The 19181-nt window shown below is 71.4% G+C and carries 15 protein-coding genes and 1 pseudogene; 9 read left to right on the top strand and 7 right to left on the bottom strand.

The features are described from left to right. Positions 1–79: 79 nt before the first annotated feature. The 3 genes from ABD269_RS13525 to ABD269_RS13515 are packed head-to-tail and all read right to left on the bottom strand — an operon-like array spanning position 80 to position 6094. The gene (locus ABD269_RS13525; protein WP_344118091.1) at positions 80–1279 is read right to left on the bottom strand and encodes a cytochrome P450; all 1200 of its coding nucleotides are present in this window, start codon (positions 1277–1279) and stop codon (positions 80–82) included. 37 nt (positions 1280–1316) lie between these two features. Then, positions 1317–4571, bottom strand: coding sequence for a ferritin-like domain-containing protein (locus ABD269_RS13520; RefSeq protein WP_344118090.1), 3255 nt, complete (start codon positions 4569–4571; stop codon positions 1317–1319). Then, the gene (locus ABD269_RS13515; protein WP_344118089.1) at positions 4571–6094 is read right to left on the bottom strand and encodes a flavin monoamine oxidase family protein; all 1524 of its coding nucleotides are present in this window, start codon (positions 6092–6094) and stop codon (positions 4571–4573) included. Before ABD269_RS13515 ends, ABD269_RS13520 begins: the two co-directional genes overlap by 1 nt. A 370-nt stretch (positions 6095–6464) precedes the next feature. Here ABD269_RS13515 and ABD269_RS13510 point away from each other — a divergent pair, with 370 nt between their 5' ends. The 3 genes and pseudogenes from ABD269_RS13510 to ABD269_RS13500 all read left to right on the top strand — a co-directional run bounded on the left by ABD269_RS13510 (position 6465) and on the right by ABD269_RS13500 (position 8905). Further along, on the top strand, positions 6465–7349 hold the full coding sequence (locus tag ABD269_RS13510; RefSeq protein ID WP_344118088.1) for an NAD(P)-dependent oxidoreductase: 885 nt from the start codon (positions 6465–6467) through the stop codon (positions 7347–7349). Next, a pseudogene (locus ABD269_RS13505) lies at positions 7280–8386 on the top strand (FAD-dependent monooxygenase); the annotation flags it as partial. The gene ABD269_RS13510 and the pseudogene ABD269_RS13505, both read left to right, overlap by 70 nt. Positions 8387–8389: 3 nt before the next feature. Continuing rightward, positions 8390–8905 carry an aromatic-ring hydroxylase C-terminal domain-containing protein gene (locus ABD269_RS13500; RefSeq protein ID WP_344118156.1) on the top strand — a complete coding sequence of 172 codons (516 nt, stop codon included), beginning with the start codon at positions 8390–8392 and terminating at the stop codon, positions 8903–8905. A gap of 8 nt (positions 8906–8913) precedes the next feature. On the opposite strand, the gene ABD269_RS13495 is transcribed toward ABD269_RS13500, so the two are convergent. Then, positions 8914–11250 carry a GH92 family glycosyl hydrolase gene (locus ABD269_RS13495; RefSeq protein WP_344118087.1) on the bottom strand — a complete coding sequence of 779 codons (2337 nt, stop codon included), beginning with the start codon at positions 11248–11250 and terminating at the stop codon, positions 8914–8916. A 207-nt stretch (positions 11251–11457) separates the two neighbouring features. Then, complete coding sequence (locus ABD269_RS13490; protein WP_344118086.1) at positions 11458–11805, bottom strand: DUF4262 domain-containing protein; 348 nt, start codon at positions 11803–11805, stop codon at positions 11458–11460. Positions 11806–11944: 139 nt separating this feature from the next. Between ABD269_RS13490 and ABD269_RS13485 the strand changes: the two genes are divergently transcribed. After that, positions 11945–12334: a hypothetical protein gene (locus tag ABD269_RS13485; RefSeq protein ID WP_344118085.1), complete on the top strand. Its 390-nt coding sequence runs from the start codon at positions 11945–11947 to the stop codon at positions 12332–12334. A 60-nt stretch (positions 12335–12394) separates the two neighbouring features. Here ABD269_RS13485 and ABD269_RS13480 read toward each other — a convergent pair whose 3' ends face one another. Further along, on the bottom strand, positions 12395–12982 hold the full coding sequence (locus tag ABD269_RS13480) for a pyridoxamine 5'-phosphate oxidase family protein (RefSeq protein ID WP_344118083.1): 588 nt from the start codon (positions 12980–12982) through the stop codon (positions 12395–12397). Positions 12983–13091: 109 nt separating this feature from the next. Between ABD269_RS13480 and ABD269_RS13475 the strand changes: the two genes are divergently transcribed. The 3 genes from ABD269_RS13475 to ABD269_RS13465 all read left to right on the top strand — a co-directional run bounded on the left by ABD269_RS13475 (position 13092) and on the right by ABD269_RS13465 (position 16538). Continuing rightward, complete coding sequence (locus tag ABD269_RS13475; RefSeq protein ID WP_344118082.1) at positions 13092–14381, top strand: lipase/acyltransferase domain-containing protein; 1290 nt, start codon at positions 13092–13094, stop codon at positions 14379–14381. Positions 14382–14449: 68 nt separating this feature from the next. After that, positions 14450–14965, top strand: coding sequence for a DinB family protein (locus ABD269_RS13470; protein ID WP_344118081.1), 516 nt, complete (start codon positions 14450–14452; stop codon positions 14963–14965). A gap of 127 nt (positions 14966–15092) precedes the next feature. After that, positions 15093–16538, top strand: a complete 1446-nt coding sequence (locus ABD269_RS13465) for a glyceraldehyde-3-phosphate dehydrogenase (protein WP_301890129.1) — start codon at positions 15093–15095, stop codon at positions 16536–16538. A 97-nt stretch (positions 16539–16635) separates the two neighbouring features. On the opposite strand, the gene ABD269_RS13460 is transcribed toward ABD269_RS13465, so the two are convergent. Then, positions 16636–17130, bottom strand: coding sequence for a hypothetical protein (locus ABD269_RS13460; protein ID WP_344118080.1), 495 nt, complete (start codon positions 17128–17130; stop codon positions 16636–16638). 204 nt (positions 17131–17334) lie between these two features. Here ABD269_RS13460 and ABD269_RS13455 point away from each other — a divergent pair, with 204 nt between their 5' ends. Together ABD269_RS13455 and ABD269_RS13450 are read left to right on the top strand one after the other, a co-directional pair. After that, on the top strand, positions 17335–18306 hold the full coding sequence (locus tag ABD269_RS13455; RefSeq protein ID WP_344118079.1) for a hypothetical protein: 972 nt from the start codon (positions 17335–17337) through the stop codon (positions 18304–18306). Between the two features lie 67 nt (positions 18307–18373). Further along, positions 18374–19180: an SDR family NAD(P)-dependent oxidoreductase gene (locus tag ABD269_RS13450; protein WP_344118078.1), complete on the top strand. Its 807-nt coding sequence runs from the start codon at positions 18374–18376 to the stop codon at positions 19178–19180. Position 19181: the final 1 nt, after the last annotated feature.

Raw genomic sequence — 19181 nt, 5'->3', positions numbered from 1 at the left:
CCACCGTCCTCTCCTTGTTACTCCTGACGGGGGAGCGGCGCGACCGCTGTTGCTCCGGCCGTGTGGGCCGGAGCGTGGATCACCGTGTCCGCACTACCATCCGCTCCGGTCCGTGGAAGACCAGGTCCTTCGCGTAGCGGACCGGCTCGTCGGCCGGGGCGAGGCGGGGCAGGCCGCGCAGGAGCTCCGTGAGGCCGATCTCCGCCTCGGCGCGGGCGAGCGGGGCGCCCACGCAGTAGTGGATGCCCATGCCGAAGCCGCTGTGGCGTCGCGCGTCGCGCGTGAGGTCCAGGCGGTCGGGGTCGGGGAAGCGCTCGGGGTCGCGGTTGGCCGAGCCCAGGACGAGGACGACGCGGCTGCCGGCGGGGACGGTGTGCCCGCCCAGCCAGTCGGGCTCCCCGGCGTGCCTGGTGATCATCTGTACCGGGGAGTCGTAGCGGACCAGTTCCTCCACGGCGCCGGCCGTCAGCTCCGGCCGCGCCCGCAGCGCCGCGAGCTCCTCGGGGTGGGCGAACAGGGCGAGCAGCCCCTTGGAGAGCAGATTGGTCGTCGTCTCGTGCCCCGCTGTCAGGAGGTGGATGCAGGTGCCCACCAGGGTGTCGTCGTCGGCGAGGGTCGCACCAGCGTGCTCCAGCATGGCTCCGATCAGATCCGCGCCGTACGCGGGCCGCGCCCTGCGCCGGGCCAGCTCCGCGCGGAAATACGCGTCCAGGTCGCGGGCGGCGGCGTCCGCGACGGCGAAGCCGTCGGCCCTGCGGGCGACGCGTGAGCCGGTCGCCTGCTGAAGGCCCAGCGCGCGGTCGCGGAACCAGGCGCGGTCCTCCCGCGGCACGCCCAGCAGTTCGCTGATGACGAGCAGCGGGAAGGGGGCGGCCAGCCGGTCCACGAGATCGGCCTCGCGCTCCTCGGCGAGCGCGGTGACGAGCTCGGCCGCCAGCCGCCGGATGCGCGGGCGCAGCGCCTCGACGATGCGCGGCGTGAAGCTCCTGGCCACCAGGGCGCGCACCTGCGTGTGGTGCGGCGGGTCCATGAAGACCATCCAGTTGGCCGCGGTCCGCCTCAGGTGCGGGCAGTCGGCGGGGATCCGGGCCGGCTGCGGTCCGCGGACGTAGCGGCGGTCGGCCAGGACGCGGGCCACGTCGCGGTGGCGGAAGACGTACCAGCTGCCGTCCGGCCCGAGGTGCACCGGGTCGCTCTCGCGGTAACGGCGGTAGTGGGGATAGGGGTCCGTGAGCGGGACGTCCGCCGTGCGGAACGGCCCCGGCGCCGGAGTGGTCACCGCGCACCTCGCCTTGGGATCACACACCACCGGGCCGTCACGGGGTCCCCGCCCGGCCGAAGAACTCGGCGTAGAACGCCATCATTTCGGGGACCTGCCCAGGCACGGGGCCGCACTTGCGCGCCGCCGCCGCGAGATGGGCGAAGCGCAGCGCGAGGGAGCGGTGCGCGACGTCGGGGCGGGGGTACGCGGCGGGCACCGCGTCCAGTTCGAACGTCGGGCCCGCCGTCCTGCCGCGCCGCCCCGAGTCCATGGTGACGAGCAGTTCGGCGAGCGGGCGCATCATGCCGGTCATCACGTCGATCGAGGCGTTCATCAGCTTCGACCGCCGCAGGCTCGCGTCCGGGCTCGCGCCGAAGTGCTGCGCCATCAGCTGGAGCATCAGGTGGTACGAGCGGTTGAACAGCCCCGCCACCGCCCGCGCCTCGGGATCGGTGATCGCGCTCGTCGCCCCGTCGCCCGCCTTGAGCGTCGGGTTGCGCAGCACCGGGTACGCGGGGGACCACGGCACCGGGTGCCCGTACGGGCCGGGCACCCGCTCGGTCGTCAGCAGCTCGCCCATGCGCAGGAAGGTCCGGAAGTGCGACATCTCCGACGGTCCTCCGCCGACGGGGCCCGTCCCGCCCTCGCCCTGTTCGGTGATGAGATCCACCGCGAACAGTGCGCTGGAGAGGTCGTCCACCTCCAACTGGTAGTCCGGATGAGCGGTGTTGAGCGACTCCCGCAGGAACAGGTGGTGCTCGCCGCCGCCGCGCCCCTTCTCCACCAGGAACAGGTCCGGGACGCGCCGCAGCCCCTCGCGCGCCCCCGCGTACAGCTCGCTGACCGACGTCCACGTGAAGCCCCCGGCCCGCCCCGGGGCGCCGGGACCGAGGTCCCGGCGGATCTCGGGGACGAGCGCCGCGGGCTGCTCGATGGCGATGTAGCGCTGCACGCTGCCGACGCTCAACGGCTCCAGGGCGAAGTCGAGCGGGACCGGCAGCTCGCCGCCCACCGTCGCGAAGTCGATCAGCGGGACGTGGAACGGCTCGCCCATCGCCATGATGATGTTGTTCACCAGCAGGAAGTGGATCATTTCCTCGCGGGCCACGGTCAGCAGGCTGCCGCGCATCCCGTCGTCCAGCGTCGTCCCGCCCCCGCCGCACGCGAGTTCCAGCTGCTCCGCCGTCCACCGGCCGCGGCGTACGTACGCGAGCCCCGCCCCGTGCGTCGGTACGGAGAACGCCGCGTACAAGTACTGGAGCATCACCGCCAGTTCCAGTGCGGCCGCCTGCTTCAGCACCGCCCACAGCTCGCCCCGCGTGGTGATCGCGGGTTCCGTGGACAGGGGGGCCGGGGCGGTCAGGGGCGGGCGGGCGCGCGCCTGGAGGTTGCGCAGATACGCCAGCAGCAGCCGGGCCTTGGGGTCGGAGAGGTCGCGGGTCGGCGGCATGTAGTACGTCTTCGGCTTGTTCGCCGGATCGCACATCTGCCAGACCAGCTCGGCGTAGGTCTCGACCTTGCAGCGGTCGGCGAGGCTGAAGACCTCCGAGCGCATGAAGGAGGAGATGTGCTCGTAATAGGCGAAGACCTCCCGGTGCAGCAGCTCGAAGCCGACCTCCTCGCGCGGCACGTCGTCCAGGTGCCAGTCGTCCGGCAGGACGCGTACGGCCAGCGAGCCGGCACCCGCCCAGTAGCCGAGCGCGTCCTCGTCGTCGTACGTCCTCCAGGCCGAGCCCGGCATGTTCGGGTCGACGGGCGGCACATCGGCCGGTCCTGCGGCGAGCAGCACGCGGCAGGTGCCCGCCCGTTCGCCGCGCAGGGTGAGCAGCCCGTGCCCCTGCTCGTCGGTCTCCACCACGCACTCGGGGGCGTACGCGTCCGACCCGCGCGCCCCGAGGACGATCGCGTCCCCGCAGAGCGCCGTGGACGTGCCCGCCGTGCTGTCACCGGGCAGGGCGCGGGGGTTGAAGTACTGCCGTACGTGCACTTTGCCCGCGCTCGCCGGGCGGCCGCGCACATAGGCGCGCAGCGGCACCCGCACGGCGTGGTCGTGCCCGCGCACCAGGTCGCGGTGGTGCAGGACCAGCAGTGCCTCGTCCGTCTGGATGTTGATCTCCCGCTCGGTCAGCAGCGTCTCGCGCCTGCCCGACGCCCCGATGCCGGTCAGATACAGCGCCTGCTCCTCCGCCTCCCGCCAGCCGGGCTCGGCGGGCACGGTGACGATCCCGCACGTCGCGTCCGAGAGGTACGCCTCCGACGGGACCCGGGCGATCAGCCGGCCAGAACCGGCCGTGCGCAGCTCCAGTTCACCGGCGTCCAGCGGCGGGCCGAGCCGGTGCAGCGGGCCCGGGCCCGGCTCCGGTGCCCGCGAGGCGAGGGGCACGGCCGAGAGCATGTTGAGGACGGCGCGGTCCTGTGCCACCTCGACGGTCAGGTGGTGCAGGGGGGCGTGCGGGCGGGGGACGAGCAGCCGCCCCGCGGGGTAGGTGCGCAGCTCGTGGGCGTGCCAGGGCGCGACCGTGCCCCGTACCCGCCACAGGCTCGGGGCGTCCGGGACTTGGGGCGAGGCCATGTCGTCCAGCGCGAGCTGCACCACCACGCCGTCCGCACCGGCCTCCAGCGCGGCGTGCAGGGCGCTCACGGCGGGGGAGCGCCCCGCGTCCGGGAGCCAGTCGAGCTCGTCCCCGGGCACCACGAACTGGTGGACCGCGCAGTAGCGCAGCTGCGGGGCCAGGAAGTGGTCGCCGACGTCCCGGATATGTCCGAAGTCGGCCCAGCGCGGCGGGTGGAGGCCGCCGACGCCGCCGGTGAAGAGGTAGCCGTCGTCGTGCGAACGGCCGCGCCGGCCCAGCCCGAACCGGCCGACCATCAGCGCCGTCGTCCAGCGGGAGGCCGGGTCGACGTCGAGGATGCGCGCACGGTTGACGGTGGTGCGCAGATAGGGGTTGTAGTGGCCCCAGACGTCGACGCTGCCGCCGATGACGGGGTCGGCGGGGCCGGCCGGCCCCGCCGGGGTCTCGACGCGGGTGACGCGGGCGTCCAGCCAGAAGTGGCCGTTGCCGTCGAAGTTCCAGCCCTTCGCGCCGCTGAACTCCCCTTCCGCGTCCGGCCGTCCGTCGCTGCCGAAGCGGGGGCCGCGGCGCTGCAGGAAGGCGTGGTACTCGGCGGCGGGCCGGTCCGTGGGGAACGGGCCGTCATCGGTCAGCGCCCGGTGGGTGGCGAGGTCGATCAGCCCGCAGCGCGGGCCGGTCGGCAGCCGGGTCGTCGCGGTTCCGCCGAAGTGCAGCCGCGGCAGGTCGAACACGCTCATCACAGGGCTCCCGCCGGGTCGTGGTGGCCGGATACGCCCGCCCGGCTGCCCGCGCCGCGGGCGACGAGTCCGTCGACGGCCTCCAGGGCGGATTCGATCGCTCCCTCGATCCACGCCGGAGCCGTGGAGCAGTGCTCGCCCGCGAAGAACAGCCGGTTCACCGGCCGGGCCGCACGCGCCCGTTCGACCTCGCACTCCTCGGGGCTCTTGCCCCAGCGCGTGGTGCACCCGGCGCTCCAGGGCGAGCCGTCCCCCCAGGCCGTGCTCACGGCGCCCAGCACCATGCCGGGCCGCAGCAGCTCGGGGTGGACCGCGCCGAGCTCCTCCAGGACGAGACGGTGCCGGCGGCGCGGCGACATCCGACCGAGCCGCGCGGCCTCCTCCCCAATGGTGTAGCTGGCCAGCAGGGCGGCACCGCGCCCCGGTATGCCGTCCACGGCCGGATAGTAGGTCTGACGGATGCTCCCGCCGGTGTACGAGGCCCCGCCCTCGATGCCGTACGCCCGCCAGAACGGCTCCCGGCAGTGGAACGCCACCTTGGTGGCCGGGCAGTACTGCACGGAGTCCAGCACCGCCAGCTTGTCGGCGTCCAGTCCGCTCACCCGTATGCGCCGCAGTGCCGGGAACGGCAGCGCGCAGACGACGAAGTCCGCGTGCCGCACCGTCGTCCGGCCGCCCGCGCGCACCCGGACCAGCACGCCGTGCTGCCGCACCCGCAGGCCCACGACGCGGTGCCCGAGCCGCACCGGGCCCGTGAGCCGCCCGGCCAGCCCGTACGGGAGCCGGTCCATGCCGCCGTGCAGCCGCAGCAGCGCCGGACTGGTCTCGGTGAGGATGTCGTCCAGGAAGGTGCCGAGCCGCCCGCTGCACCCCGCGCGCAGGCCCGGGTGCGCGGCGAAGAGCGAGTGCAGGTCCACCCGGTCCCCGGCCGCGCCCCGCAGGTGCGGCAGCAGATCGACGCCCGCGACCAGGTCGAGGAGCTGGCGGCGCAGATCGTCGCGGAGCGCCTCGCGCAGGTCGGGCGGCGCGATGGCGTCAACGACGGCGGTCAGCCACGCCCCGAAGACCGTGACCTCGTGGGTGTGGTGCAATCCGGGCCGGTGCACTGCCAGTTCGCGCCGGAAGTCCTCGCACAGCGGCCGGGCCGCGTCGCGGATCCGCACGAAGCCGTTCGCGGTCCGCAGATAGGCGTTCTCCTCCGACAGGAGTGTGGTGAACGGGCGGAGTTCTCCTTCGAGGCCCAGCAGCCGGACGTATTCCAGCGTGTGCCGGTGGTGGGTGGGAATGCGCATCGCGCCCAGTTCCACGGCGGGTGCGCCCGGCCCCGGGCCGAAACGGTGGGTGTGTACGCGGCCGCCGATGCGCGGACCGCCTTCGAGTACTTCGACGCGGTAGCCGCGCCGCTCCAGCTCGTATGCCGCCACGAGCCCGGCCATTCCCGCTCCCAGCACGAGGACCCGAGGCCCGGCGGGCCAGGCCTTTCCCAGGCTGTGAGCATGCCAATTACGCAATGTGTCGTGCATTCCCCCCGCTCCTGACAATACGCGAAAATCTCCCCCGTGGAGCCCTATAGGGATTTCACATGCTTCCGGCCGGAAGTAAGAGGGTTTCAGGGCATCTTGTATTTGACAACTGGAATTGACGGGTTCGCCGACGAATTGCGTAGGCCGGGGTACGCGGATCGGTGGCGGACAAAGGTCGCACGGCCCGGCGGGTCATCGGCGCCTGCGCGCCGCTTTCCCTTTTGCGAGCCCCGCTTGTGCGCCCCTCGCGCGCCCTTCCCGGGAATTCCCGACGCGTAGCGAGGTGCCGCCGGGGAAGAAAGAGATGAATGCCGTGACGCGCGGGCAATTCACTGGTTTCCCGTGTTAATTGATGAGGCAGGGGGGAAATATGTGTGCCGATGTGACCGTCCTCGGCCTGGGGCCGATGGGGGCGGCGCTGGCGGCCGCGTTCCTGGCCGCGGGCCACCGGACCACCGTCTGGAACCGAACGCCCGGCAAGGCGGACGCCCTCGCCGCGCAGGGCGCCGCCGAGGCGGTCACGGCCACCGCGGCCGTCACCGCGAGCCCGCTGACCGTGGTCTGCCTGGCGACGTACGACGCCGTCCACGAGGTCCTGGCCCCCATGGCCGGCGAACTCGCCGGACGCACCGTCGTCAACTTCACCTCCGGCTCCCCGGAGCACGCACGGGAGACGACTGCCTGGGCCGAACGGCACGGTGTCCGCTACCTCGACGGCGTGATCATGACGACCCCGTCGGGCATCGGCACCCCGGACGCCCTGCTCCTCCACGGCGGCCCGCAGTCCGTCTTCGAGGACTGCCGCGGGACGCTCGCCGCCCTCGGCGACCCGGTGCACGTGGGCACCGACACCGCGCGGCCCTCCGTGTACGACACCGCGCTCCTGGCCCTGATGTGGGGCACCCTGACCGGCTGGCTCCACGGAGCGGCGCTCGTCGGCGCCGACGGACCCGGCGGCAACGCGACGGCGACGGACTACACCGAAGTGGCCGACCGCTGGACGAGGACCGTCCGCACCTTCATGAACGCCCACGCGCCGGACATCGACTCCGGACACTGCCCGGGCGCCGACTTCCCTCTGCGGCTCCACCTCATGACCATGGACATCCTCGCCCACGCGAGCGAGCTGCGGGGAGTGTCCTCCGGCCTCCCCGAGCTGTTCCAGGAGCTGACCGGGCGGGCGGTCGACGCGGGACACGGCGACGACAGCTTCGCGCGGCTGATCGAGTTCATGCGCAAGGGCGGCCCGGCATGAGCGCCCCCCGGAACGTACGGGACGCCGTGGTCATCGGCGCGGGACCGACCGGGCTGACGCTGGCCATCGCCCTGCGCCGGTACGGCATGGACACCATCGTCGTCGACAAGGGGCCGAGCACGAAACGCGAACCCCGCGCCAGCGTCATCTGGCAGCGCGCCCTGGAAGCCCTGCGCGACCTCGGGTGCGCGGACCTGGTCATGAGCCAGGGGCTGCCCCTGAACAGGGGCGAGTTCCATGTGCGCGGACGCCGGGCGGGCGTCCAGCAGGTGCAACTGCCGGACACCGCCTACCCCGGCCCGCTCTCCATCGAGCAGGACGTCGTCGAGCGCCTGCTGCGCGACCGCCTCCGGCAACTGGGCCCCGACGTCCAGTGGTCCACCGAAGCCGTGGCCGTACGGCTCGACGGGGGGAGCGCCGAGGTCGACCTGCGCGGCGCCGACGGGAACACCCGCACGGTCGACTGCCGGTGGGTGATCGGCTGCGAGGGCTCCCACAGCATCGTGCGCAAGTCCCTGGGCATCCCCTTCGAGGGCGAACAACGCCACAACCTCCAGTGCATGCAGCTCAACGCCGAACCCGACTGGAGCCACCCCTACGACCCCGGGGCCACCCGCATCTTCATCAACCACGGCGTCACGCTGATCACCGACCCCGTCCCCGGCCGCGGAACGCGGTTCTTCGCCTTCTGCCCGGATCCCGCCCCACATTCCCAAGAGCCGCCGACCCCACGGGAGATGGAGTCCCTGGTCGCCCGGGCGACCGGCGAACCCGGCGTCCGCCTCGTACCGACCGACCCCTACTGGGCGAACCGGTCCCGCTTCCACGACCGCCTCGCGGCCACCCTGCGCCAGGGCCACGCCCTGCTCGCCGGCGACAGCGGCCATCTGTGGGCGCCGATCGGCGGCCACGGACTCAACACCGGTCTGCTCGGCGCGCACAACCTCGGCTGGAAGCTCGCCGCCGTGCACCACGGCTGGGCCACCGACGCACTGCTCGACACCTACAACACCGAACAGCGGCACACGGCGCAGGAAGTCATGCGGAACATGCGCCGGAACATCCTGGAGATCCCGCCGAACCTCCCCACCCTCACCGCGATCCAACTGCTCCTCCCGCAGCTCCTCCGCAGCGAACGCTTCGCACGCCAAGGAGCCCTGATCCTCAGCGACTTCGCCAGGAACCACCGCAAGAGCGCGCTGTCCACAGGCCGGGCCGGCCCCGGCCCGCTCCGCCCGGGCGACAGGCTGCCCGACCTGCGGGTGACCAGCGAGACCGGTTCCGGCCGCCTCCACGACCTGCTCTCGTACCAGCGCTGGTCGCTGCTCGTCACCGGCGACGGCAGCGGCACCTCCGAGCTCCGGAAACTGACGGACCGGTACGTGATGCCGGTCGCGCTCTTCACGATCCGGACGGAGCCGCCAGGGCACCGCACCCGGCCCGAAGGCACCCTGCTGCTCGTACGCCCCGACGGCCACATCGGCCTGAGCGCCCGGGCGACCGACGACCGGGCGCTCACCACCTACCTGGACCGGTGGTTCGTGCGCAAGACCTGACGGCGCCCTTACCGGTGGTGCCGGGCGGTGCGGCCGATGGCGTGGGTCTCACGCTGCCCGGTCGCGTCCGACGGCGGCACGGAGTCAGGCGAGGAGGCCCAGTCGGTGTGCGGGCGGGTGTCCAGCGCGTAGTCCAGGCTGCCGCCGCGACGGAGCGCGCCGAAGCTGATCCAGGACCTGTCCCACGCCCGGCCGTCGACCTCCAGCGCCCGCACGTACGGTGCGTCGGCCCGGGCCTGCGGGGCGTTGACGCGCAGCGTACGGCCGGGACCGGTACCCAGGCTCAGCTCCGCCCGGGGGAAGAGCGGGCTGCCGAGCACCAGGATGTCCGTCCCCGGCGTCTCGGGGTACATGCCGAGCGCGGAGAAGACGTACCACGAGCTCATGGCGCCGAGGTCGTCGTTGCCGAAGGTCCCGGCGGGGGTGTTGGAGTACAGCGTCTGCTGGATCCGGCGGATCAGCGCCTGCGTCTTCCAGGGCTGTGCCAGGTAGTCGTACTGCCAGGGGATTCCCAGGCTCGGCTCGTTGCCGAGGTCGGCGTTGGTGCCGCTCGGTTTCCTGAGGTCGGTGAAGAGGCTGTCGAGGTAGCCGCCGTACGCCCGGGGGCCACCACGCGCCGCGATCAGCGCCCTGAGGTTGAAGGGGACCATCGGGGTGTACTGCGCGGAGGTGCCCTCGATGAAGCCGTAGGCGGTGGCCGGGGTGAACCCTGGGGCGAACCTGCCGTCGGCGAGCCTGGCCTGGAGGTAGCCGGTCCCCGGGTTGAAGAGGTTCCGCCAGTCCTGGGCCCGGGCCGCGAAGCGCGTGTACGTGCCGTGCCTGCCCAGGGATTTGGCCATCGTGGCGAGCGCGTAGTCCGCCGTGTCGTACTCCAGCTGGGTGGAGACCGGCCCGTAGAAGTTGCAGCACCCCCACGTGGTGTGGTCGGCCGGGAGATACCCCTTCGCGGCGCGGACCGCCTCGCCCGGCCGGTCGGCGTTGGGCTCGGTCGCCTGGCGGACCATCACCTCCAGCGCGTGCGCGGTGTCGAAGCCGCGCGCACCGAAGGCGTAGGTGCCGGCGATGATCGCTGCGGCCGGATCCCCGGCCATGACATAGCTCTCGCCGTTGTTCTGCGCCCACTTGGGCAGCAGCCCCGTCTGGTCGTAGCCGTTGAGCATCGAGGTGACGGCGTCACCGGCGGTCCGCGGCGCGACCATGGCCATCAGCTGGGCCTGGGAGCGGTAGGTGTCCCAGCCCGAGTAGTTCGCGTACTGCGCCCGCTGCCCGGCGGCGAGCGTGTGCGTCCGTCCGTCCATGCCCGCGTACTGGCCGTTGACGTCGGAGAAGACGTTGGGATGCAGCAGCGCGTGATAGAGCGCGGTGTAGAACTGCACCTGCTGGTCGTGGCTGCCGCCGCCGATCCGCACCCGTCCCAGCACGCGGTTCCACGCGTCGTGACTGCGCTGCCTGAGGCCGTCGAAGCCGTGGCCCCTCACCTCATGCTGGAGGTTCTGTACGGCGTTGGCGTCGCTGGTGTACGAGATGCCCACCGCCGCCGTGACCGTCCGCGCGGCCCTCGTGTCGAAGGTCAGATACATCCCGCCCGCGCCGGGAGCTCTGCCCTTCGGCCGGCCGGCGCCGCCCGCCCATGTGCCGCTGCCGGTGAACGGGTGGTCGAAGCGGATGTCGAAGTGCAGGGTGTAGCGATTCTTGGCACCGCAGAAGTGGCCGCTGTCGACCGCGCCCACGACCTCGTGATTGCCGACCGCCCGCGCGCGGGTGCCGTCGACCTGCGTCGCCCCGCCGCCGAGCTTGAGCAGCAGCCGGGAGTCGGCGCCGCGGGGGAACGTGAAGCGGCCGAGCCCCGCCCGGGTCGCGGAGGTCAGCTCCGTGGTGATCCCCGCCGTGTCCGTCACGCCGTAGTAGCCGATGCCGGTGTGCTCGTGCGCGTGGCTGAAACCTGACGTTGCCTCGCCCGGATTCCCGGGCAGCCGCCCGGTGACCGGGAGGATGGGCACGTCCCCGGCGGCCCGGCAGCCGGGCCCCGACAGATGGGTGAGGCTGAAACCGGAGATCCTGCTGTCCCGGTACTCGTAGCCCCCGCCGTACGCACGGTGCGGACTGGTGTCCGGGCCCCACTGCAGCATGCCGAACGGCATGTCGGGACCGGGAAAGGTATTGACCGACCCCGCCGTGCCGATCAGCGGATTCACCAGCGACGCCGGGTCCTCCACCAGCCCGGGGACGGCGGACGCCGACCCCGCCCCCAGCGCGTTCAACGGCACCAGCAACAGCCCCGAGACCACCGCCCCGGCCAACCGCCCCCTGCGCCGCGGCCACCCGAGCCGTCCGCATCCCACCATGACCCACTCGCCTCCACGGTGCCGGCCGGAGCGCGCTGAGTCACCCGCCGTGTCCTGCGGAGCGGCATCGGACCGTACGGCACGGCTGATCACATTGCCAGAGAGATAAAACGACCAAAGAGATAAGGGCAGAGTCGCACCCACCCCCGGCACCCGGCCGTCGACCACGCCCAACGACTCCGTCGTTCGGCCCAATCACTCCGGCTCTCACAGTTCGGCGGTCCAGATCCCCGCGGGGTGCTCGGTGACGTCGTGATGCTTCTGCCCGCTCTCCAGCACCGCGCCCGCGGCGGCCCGTTCTCCGAGCGTATTGAGCATCCGGTGCATGTCGCGGACATCGAGGCCGAACATGGCGAGCTCAGGTGCACCGTGGGTGTGTGCCAGGCCAATCGTGTAAGCGAACCCCGGGCCGATGTCGTCCTCGGGAACCATGACGACATGCCAGCCGTACCGCTGCACGTCTCCGATGACCCTCAGGTCCACCTGGTCCGCTTCGGCGCGGTCGCCGTAGTCGTGGCAGATGACGCAGCGACACTCGAATGGATCGTGGTACATGGCGCCGAGATTACGGCGCCCGCCTGCTGTGATTGCTGTCGGCCTCTTCGAACGGACCTTGGCAGGGGCGCGTGAGCAGCACCGTAGAATTTCCCGTGCTGCCGGTGGTTGAGCAGCGCGGAACACCTGGGGGCGTGGAATGTCCGAGACAAGCGGGCAGATGGTCGGGATCGAGCGGTCGCTCGTGCTGAGCGAGAGCCGGGACTCGTCGGGTACGGACATCGCGACGGTGCGGCAGTCCCGTGACGGCGACCTGGTGCTGTACTGCACCACCAGCGGCTATGCCGTCATGATGATGATCGGCGAGGACGTCAGGGAGTACCGGCGCTGGTGCACGGTCGCGGCTGACGACGTACCCTGGCTCGTGGACGACCCCACGACCGCGCTGGAAGCGGTCCGGGACGTGGTGGTGGCCGACGACGGAAACCCCGGCACGAACGAGTCGGCCAAGATCGAGGCCCGGTTCGTGGAGTGGCTGCGCGCTCGCGAGGTGCCGTTCACGTCCCGGACCGAGGACTACGAGGGCTGAGACAGATGCTTCAGTGGCTTCAGCCCACCGCCGGCGTCGCGCCCCGGCCATGAGTGAGCTTCAGGGGGTGCGCGGCGGCAGAGGCAGTGGCAGGCCGGGCAGGCCGTCGATGCTTGCCGCTATGTGGTCCTTCTTTTCGAAGTAGCGGGTCAGGGACTCGTCGTCCTCGCGCTCGAAGCGCCTGCGGTGCAGGTCGCGGTCGGATTCGTACGCCATGAACGGCACGGCGTAGCCGCAGGTGTCGCGGATGAGTCCGGCGCTGACGACGATGATGGCGCGCAGTCCGTGCGGGGTCGGGTCGACGTCCGGGAAGTGCGCGAGGAGTTCCTCGAAGCGCGGGTCGTCGCGGAAGACCGGCTCGCCGTGGCCGTGTACGCGCACGATGTTCGGTGGGCCCTGGAACGCGCACCACATCAGGGTGATGCGGCCGTTCTCGCGCAGATGCGCGATGGTTTCGGCATTGCTGCCGGCGAAGTCGAGGTAGGCGACCGTCTGTTCGTCGAGTACCGCGAACGAGCCGGTGACGCCCTTGGGGGAGAGGTTGATCGTGCCGTCGCCGGACAGCGGTGACGTCGCGGTGAAGAAGACGGGCTGGGATTCGATGAAGGCGCGGAGCCTGCCGTCTATTCGGTCGTATGTCTTTCCCATGCCGTCCATTCTCGTCCAGCCGCACGCGGCGCCCTGTTCTGCCGGTCGGAACTTTAAGTAGCCTGCGTCGACCGGCTGTGCCCCTTTGCCGAATGAGGTGGTCCGCGAGATGCTCGGCAAGTTCTGGCTGCGGTTCGTCGTCGCCGCACTGTTCGTCCTGGCCGTGTTCCCCGACCCGGCGGGCGCGGTGGCGCAGCGGCCGGGGAGAACGCCGGTCGTGCTCTTCCCCGCGTTCCACCTGTCCAAGCTGGCGGTGACCGTCGACCACCGGGCGGCGGTACCCGGCTGCCCCCGCTCCGGCACCTTCGAGGACTGGTACCTCAACGACCGCCCGGGCACGGCCTTCAGCCAGGTCTGCCGGGACCGCCTTCTCACGCTGCGCTACGACGCGAGGTCCTCGCGGCCGATGGCCACGCGCTTCTCCGACGTCCCCGGCGTCCACGTCCGCCTCCTCGACTACGGGAGGACGAGCAGCGCGCCGTTCTACGAGCCGCTGTACCGGGCCCTGGAGGCCCACGGATACGTACGGAACGCCGACATCCGGGTCGCGGGCTACGACTCCCGGCTCACCCCCGACATGGGCGGCTTCCTGGAGCGCACGCGCAGGCTCGTCGAGACCGCCTACCGGGACAGCGGGAACCGGCCCGTTCATCTGATCGGCCACTCGAACGGCCCGCTCTACGCGCAGTACTTGCTCACCCACACCACACGCGCCTGGCGCGACAAGTACATCCACGGGTTCACCTCCGTCGCGGGCAACATGCCGGGGCAGGGCCTGCTCTATTCGACGTTGTTCACCGGCCTCAACGTCCAGGACTTCGGCTACCCGACGACCAGGGAGAACGCGGAGAGCAGCGCCCGTATGTACCTGAGTGCCCCCTCGAGCTACATGAGCGCGTCCGACCCCGCGGTGTTCGGTGACCGCGAGGTCGTCGTGCGGGACGACTCGACCGGGCGCGGCTACACGCCGCGCGACTACCCGAAGCTGTTCGCCGACGCGGGTCTGCCGGTGGCCAAGGAGATCGCCGACCACTACATCGGCTTTGTGAAGTTCACCGACCGCCGCTCCTTCCCCTACGTCGACGTCCACGCGGAGAGGGGCTCCGGCCTGCGGACGATCGTGGGGGCGCGGCTGGCCCGCCTCGCGCCGGGCCAACTGACCGACGACAGCCGGTTTCTGTACCGGGACGGCGACAGCAACCAGGAGGACCTCACCAATGAGGCGGTGGGTGTCTGGCGGGCGATGCCCTGTCACCGCTTCGACCTGACCGACAACCCCGGCGTGGACCACTTCTCACTGCCGGGCAACCGCGCCGTGCTCGACCGCCTGCTCGCCCACCTCCGTGTCCCGCGCGGCGCGTGTGCGCCGGCCTCCATGTCTCCTCGCCCGGCCCGCTGACGGGCTCCTCCAGGGGCACCAGGAAAATGCCGGGCGCCGCGAGGCCGGTCCGCGTACCGTGATCGTCCATGACGTCTCCCTCACGTACTCGCCCCGCCTACGACGCGGACGAGCGAACGCAGTTGCTCGCCTGGCTCGACATGCAGCGGGCGCTCATCCACTACAAGTGCGAGGGGCTGTCCGGCGAGGACGCCCACCGCGTCGTGATACCGAGCTCGCCCCTGATGACGGCGGCGGGTCTGGTCTCCCATATGCGGTGGGTCGAGCACTGCTGGTTCGAGGTCATGCTGATGGGGCGGCCCGCGGTCGGTCCGCAGTTCGACGAAAGCGTCGAGGACGCGGACATGCGGGTGGAGGGCGTCCCGCTGGAGCAGTTGCTGCAGGAGTACCAGCAGCAGTGCGCCGTCTCGGACGAGATCATCGCGGCCCACGAACTGGACGACGCCGGGCGGCAGAAGGACTTCCGGGCCGGGGCGGCGACCCTGCGCTGGATCCTGCTGCACATGATCGAGGAGACCGGGCGGCACGCGGGTCACCTGGACATCGTCCGGGAGCTGCTCGACGGCCGGAAGGGCTACTACTGAGCCGTGGCGCTGCGGGCCCCACGAGGAGTCGGGCATATGGGGCATAGCGGACTCCATGGCACCGCTTGAACGATCAAAATGGCATGGGGTTAGCATGTGAGCGCCACCTAGCTCGAAAGAGAATCCTGTGACTGTCAACGACGACTCGTTCACAAACTGGAAGACCCGCGAGGAGATCGCGGAGTCGATGATCCCCCTCATCGGGAAGCTGCACCGGGAGCGGGACGTCACCGTCCTGCTCCACAGCCGCTCCTTGGTGAACAAGTCGGTGGTCAGCATCCTCAAGACGCACCGGTTCGCCCGGCAGATCGACGGCGAGGAGCTCTCGGTCACCGAGACGCTGCCGTTCCTGCAGGCTCTCACCACGCTCGATCTCGGCCCCTCCCAGATCGACATAGGCATGCTCGCCGCGACGTACAAGGCCGACGACCGCGGTCTCTCGGTGGAGGGCTTCACCGCCGAGGCCGTCGCCGGCGCCACGGGTGCCAACAAGATCGAGTGCCGTGAGCCGCGCGACGTCGTCCTCTACGGCTTCGGCCGCATCGGCCGCCTCCTCGCCCGCCTGCTCATCGAGAAGGCCGGCTCCGGCAACGGCCTGCGGCTGCGCGCCATCGTCGTCCGCAAGGGTGCGGGCCAGGACATCGTCAAGCGCGCCTCCCTGCTGCGCCGCGACTCCATCCACGGCCAGTTCCAGGGCACGATCACCGTCGACGAGGCGAACAGCACGATCATCGCCAACGGTCACGAGATCAAGGTGATCTACTCCAGCGACCCGACGGCGGTCGACTACACGGCGTACGGGATCAAGGACGCCATCCTCATCGACAACACCGGAAAGTGGCGCGACCGCGAGGGCCTGTCGCAGCACCTCCGGCCGGGCATCGCCAAGGTCGTGCTGACCGCGCCGGGCAAGGGTGACGTTCCCAACATCGTCCACGGCGTCAACCACGACACGATCAAGCCGGACGAGCAGATCCTGTCCTGCGCGTCCTGCACCACCAACGCGATCGTCCCGCCGCTGAAGGCGATGGCGGACGAGTACGGCGTCCTGCGCGGCCACGTGGAGACCGTCCACTCGTTCACCAACGACCAGAACCTGCTGGACAACTACCACGACTCCGACCGCCGTGGCCGCTCGGCGCCGCTCAACATGGTCATCACCGAGACCGGTGCGGCCTCCGCCGTCGCCAAGGCGCTGCCCGACCTCGACGCGAGGATCACCGGCAGCTCGATCCGCGTCCCGGTGCCGGACGTCTCGATCGCGATCCTCAACCTGCGGCTCGCGCGCGAGACCACCCGCGAGGAGGTCCTCGACTACCTCCGCAACGTGTCGCTGCACTCGCCGCTCAAGCGCCAGATCGACTTCATCAGCGCCCCCGACGCGGTCTCCAGCGACTTCATCGGCTCGCGCCACGCCTCGATCGTCGACGCCGGTGCCACCAAGGTCGAGGGCGACGACGCGATCCTCTACCTCTGGTACGACAACGAGTTCGGCTACTCCTGCCAGGTCATCCGCGTCGTCCAGCACGTATCCGGGGTGGAGTACCCGACGTACCCGGTCCCGGCGGTCTGATCCGGCGGACTCATGTCGGGGCCTTCTTGCCGACCGAGGACGCCGATGATCCGGCGGGGTCCTCGCAGCGGGAGAAGGCCCCGACCTGGCTGTGGCCTTACGGGTTGGCGGTCACCTCGAAACCGGCGCCGTAGACGCCTGCGGGGGTGGCGGCATCCCGGGCGCGCAGGTCGGCGAGGATATTCGCCGAGCTGGTGTACAGGAAGGGCGGCAGTGCCAGGGTGATCCCCTTGGTGATGCCGGCCCAAGGGCCCGAGGCCTGGAAGCCGTTGGCCTGGGAGGGGAGATCGCTGCCCGGTACGTGCCAGATCGCGGGACCGCCCGAGTCGCCCTTCATGTTCACGGCCGGCGATCGGTAGACGCCGTTGGCGTTGTCCATGACGGTCCCGTACCAGACGCCCGTCTGGCCCGACGTGATGATCTCGTTGGCGCCGGTGGCGAGCAGTCGCTCGTTGTCGAGCGCGGGGTTGAGGGCATTGGGGCTGACGGTCCCGCCGGGGACCTTCACCTCGCCCGTCTGCTTCAGGTACGGCCCCTGCGAGGAGAGCGTCACCTGCGGGACCAGCTCGATGACCATGTAGTCCTTGGTCACATGACCCGTCTGCGAGCCCTCGGGGTCCTTGACGGAGGGGTCAGGCGGACGCGAGGGCCGCGGGACACCGGAAATCCCATCGCAGCGCTCGCACGGGCGCCATACGGGCCGGTGGCGCACTTGGGCCATTGGCGCAGGTACGCCACCCGCGAAGTAGGCTTCGGCCGCCGGGCCGACCGGTTCCGGTGCGGCGAGGGGAGTGTCGTGTACGACGTGCTGGACCCGGACTCCGACCGCGGACGGGTCTACCGGGCCCTGGTCGGTCATCCACGTGAGCCCGTCGGCCTGTTGGCGGCGCGGGCCGGACTGAGCGAGTCCGTCGTCCGGGTGGTGCTGAAGGAACTCGTCGCCGAGGACATCGTCGTGACGACGGATCACGGGGCGGGGGAAGCTTCTTGGGAAGCGCTGCCGCCCACGCAGGTCGTCGAGACGCTGCTGCAGCGCGACGCCGTCCGGCGGACGGCCCTGCGCCGGGCCGGGACGGAACTGGAACGGCTCTACCGTTTCGCCAGGAGAGATGCCGGTCACTATGGCGCGCTGGAAGTCGTCGAGGACGCCGCACGCATCCTGACGGTCAGTCGGCGGCTTCAGCAGTCGGCGCGCCGTCAGATCCGGGTCATCGACATGCCGCCGTACTCGGGGACGTCGGACCACTACCTCGAACAGGAAGTGCTGCAGCGCGAGCGCATGGCCGCCGGGGTCGTCTACCGCACCATCTACCACGGCTCCGCCTTCGACGACCCGGTCGCGGGGCCCAACATGGCGCGCATGATCGAGGCCGGGGAACAGGCGCGGACCCTGGACGATCCGCCCATGAAGCTCGCCATCGGCGACAGCGACCTGGCGGTGGTCACCCTGGCCGCCGACGACCACCCCGGTGTCGTCTCCCTCCTGATACGTCCGTCCGGCCTGTTCCGGGCGCTGTCCAATGTGTTCGAGTCCCTGTGGAGGCTCGCCGTTCCGGCGTCGGCGGCGGGCGCGGGCACACAGATCGACGCCCGGGACCGCCAGATCCTCACCCTCATGGCCAGCGGCGCCACCGACGACGTCATCGCCAGACGCCTGGGCCTGGGCCGCCGCACGGTCGTGCGCCGAGTCTCCGTCCTCCTGGCCGGGCTGGGCGCCACCACCCGCTTCCAGGCCGGGGTCCAGGCAGCACGGCGCGGCTGGCTCTGACGGCGGGTCAGTACGGGTACGTACGATCGATACACCCTGCACGCAGTCACTCACCGGAGGTACGGCCATGGCGGATCAGAGAGTTGTCATCGTGACCGGCGGCGGGACGGGCATCGGTGCCGCCACCGCCCGGCTCCTGCGTACGGCCGGACACCGGGTGGTGGTCTCCGGGCGGCGGCCCGAACCGTTGCGGCGCATCGCCGAGGAGACCGGCGCGTTGGCGCACCCTTCCGACACCACCGACCCGGACGGCGTCCGCGGTCTCGTCGACGCGGCCCTGACCGCCTACGGTCGGCTCGACGGGCTCGTTCTCAACGCCGGTGTCGGGCGCGGCGGAGCGGTCGGCGACATGTCGCCGGAGGACTGGGACCTGGTCATGCGCACCAACCTCACCGGCCCGTTCCTGATGCTGCGCGCGGCGCTCCCGCACCTGTTGGAGTCGCGTGGCTCCGTGGTCGCCGTCGCCTCGGTCGCCGCGCTGCGCAACGGAGTGGCCAACGGGGCGTACGCGGCCTCCAAGGCGGCTCTCCTCCAGCTCTGCACGTCGGTCGCCGTCGACTACGGGCCGCGTGGGGTGCGCGCCAACACCGTGTGCCCCGGCTGGGTGCGCAGCGAGATGGCGGACCGGCGGATGGCGCGGTTCGCCGAGGAGGCGGGGCTGGGGGAGGGCGGCGCCGAGGCGGCGTACGAGGAGGCGACCCGGCTCAGCCCCGTACGCCGGCCGGGCCGGCCGGAGGAGGTCGCCGAGGCGATCACCTGGCTGCTCTCCCCGGCCGCTTCCCTCGTCAACGGCGCGGCACTGACCGTCGACGGCGGGGTGACGGCCATCGACCCCGGGACCACGGCGTTCGACTTCCGCATCCAGCCGCGGTGAA

The organism is Streptomyces blastmyceticus (assembly GCF_039521185.1).
GTDB classification, from domain to species: Bacteria; Actinomycetota; Actinomycetes; order Streptomycetales; family Streptomycetaceae; genus Streptomyces; species Streptomyces blastmyceticus.
Note: the sequence above shows the minus strand (reverse complement) of the source record. Positions and strands in the feature narration are given on the sequence as shown.